General features: G+C 64.8%; 2 protein-coding genes and 1 pseudogene. All 3 read right to left on the reverse strand.

From position 1 onward, the window contains the following. A pseudogene (locus EN969_RS28285) lies at positions 1-354 on the reverse strand (PLP-dependent transferase); the annotation flags it as partial. Next, the gene (locus EN969_RS28290; RefSeq protein WP_013531928.1) at positions 351-1,085 is read right to left on the reverse strand and encodes a FadR/GntR family transcriptional regulator; all 735 of its coding nucleotides are present in this window, start codon (positions 1,083-1,085) and stop codon (positions 351-353) included. The gene EN969_RS28290 and the pseudogene EN969_RS28285, both read right to left, overlap by 4 nt. 127 nt (positions 1,086-1,212) lie before the next feature. After that, a partial coding sequence (locus EN969_RS28295) for an FAD-dependent monooxygenase (protein ID WP_206525250.1) occupies positions 1,213-2,087 on the reverse strand: 875 nt, incomplete at its 5' end.

Raw genomic sequence — 2,087 nt, forward strand, 5'->3', positions numbered from 1 at the left:
CGCCATAGCAATTGCGCACCGCCACGATGCGCTCGCCCGCACCGACGAACGCAAGCACTGTGGCGCTGATCGCCGCCATGCCACTGGAAAGCCGCGCGCGGCTTCTGCGCCCTCGAGCGCTGCCACGCGCGCCTCGAACTCCATCACCGTGGGATTGTCGCCGCGCGAGTAGATCGGCTGCCTTCGTTTGCCGGCAAAGGTATCGGCCATCTCGGCATAGTTGGCGAAGGTGAACAGCGAGGTCTGGTAGATCGGCGGCACCACCGCACCGCCGGGGAACGGTTCGTCATGCGCCAAAAGCGTGGCCGCTTCGGTGAGATAGTCGTAATCGAAACCTGATGGATGCTCGTTCATGTCTGGCTCGAGAGTTTGAGTTTGGCCGCGCCGCGCTTGAGGTCGTCCTCGACGGTGGCGATCAGCTTGAGCGCCTCGGCGCGAGCGCCCTGCGGATCGCGGGCAGCAATGCGTTCGTAGATGGTCCGGTGATAGGGAAAGCTGGCGTGGCCGAAGTCACGCACGCCGAGCGGATGCTCCCAGAAGCGGTGAAACAGCTCATGCATGGCGGCGATGATCTGCTCGAACAGCGGATTGCCCGAGACCCGGTAGATCGCCTGGTGGAACTCCCAATCCTCTTCCGACGACATGCCCTCGCGCGTGCGGAACGCCTGTTCCATGATGTCGAGCTTGCGTGCGATCTCGGCAATATCGGCTTGGCTGGCGCGTTCGGCGCAAAGGGCTGCTGCCTCCGCCTCCAGCGCGCGGCGGATCTCCAGCGTCTGCATCAGGCTGGTGAAATCATTGCCGCCGGCCAGTGTCAGCGGCATGTGCAGCATATCAGGCGAAACAGCCGCCTTGAGATAGGTGCCGCTGCCTTGCCGGCGTTCGACGAGGCCGAGCCCTTCCCAGCGTGTCAGAGCCTCGCGCACGGTGTTGCGGCTGACCTTCAGCCGCTCGGCGAGAATGCGTTCGGTTGGGAGTCTGTCGCCCAGCTGCAGGGCTTCGGCGCGAACAAATCCCACCAACGCCTTCAACACGGCGTCGTCGCGCGCCGTGATTTGAATGGGTGGCAGGCTGTTCTGGTCCACATTTCCTCCGAGTGGTCCAATGGTCCAACCAATTCTGCACAGTTGAAAACTCCTGTCAACAAACTGTCAGGAGCACTGTCGGAGGAAGCGACGCAATATTCTCAAGGCGGTCGCGCGATCGCGTCTGCTAACCTGCGGCAGCAGGCGGCCCGAACCAGGTGGTCAGCGCGCCCACAAGGCCCCGTTGGGTTCCCGCCCCGGCCCAAGCCACATAACCATCGGGCCGGATCAAGACCGCGTCGGGCGCAACGACACTCCCGAGAGCCGGCAGGTCCCAGATACCGGCGTAACCGGCGTCGATCTGCCGAACCCGTTCTGCCCAGGGCGCGATGTCCAGTCTGCCGGGCTCACCGAGGTTGAGCAGCACGGGCCGCGCGTCGTGCAGCAAGGTGAAGACCCGCAACGGTCCGCCGGCGGTGGTCAGATCGAGATCGGGCATTCGCCGCCCAAGCAGCGGGTGCCCCTCTTCGAGGTCGTAGTGGACACACAGGCCGGACATCTCGGCTGCGATCTTTTTGCGGGGTTCATCCATGCCGAGCAACTCGGCAACGGTGTCGGCCAAGGCCTTGCTGCGGTCATCCGTGCGGCGAAGCGCGACCTGCGCCATCGTGTTACGCAACACGCGGGCGGCAACCGGATGGCGCTCGGCGTGATAGCTGTCGAGAAGGCTTTCCGGCGATATCCCCTTGATGACCTGGGCCAGCTTCCATCCAAGGTTCACCGCATCCTGCACGCCGATGTTGAGGCCCTGTCCACCCATCGGCGGATGGACGTGGGCGGCATCGCCGGCCAGCAGCACGCGTCTGTCGCGATATGCGGCAGCCTGGCGCGTCATGTCGGTGAAGCGGGAGAGCCAGGTCGGGCTGTGGACCCCAAAATCGGTGCCATAGATGGCGGCCAGCGCCTCGCTGAGCTCGCGTAGCGTCGGTTCGCCGCGCGCCTCCAGGCGGGGCTCCGTCAGCACGACGCCAACCTTCTTGCCGTCCTCGATCTTACCCAGGG

This window comes from Mesorhizobium sp. M7A.F.Ca.CA.003.01.2.1 (assembly GCF_003998945.1).
In the GTDB taxonomy this organism is placed as follows: Bacteria; Pseudomonadota; Alphaproteobacteria; order Rhizobiales; family Rhizobiaceae; genus Mesorhizobium; species Mesorhizobium ciceri.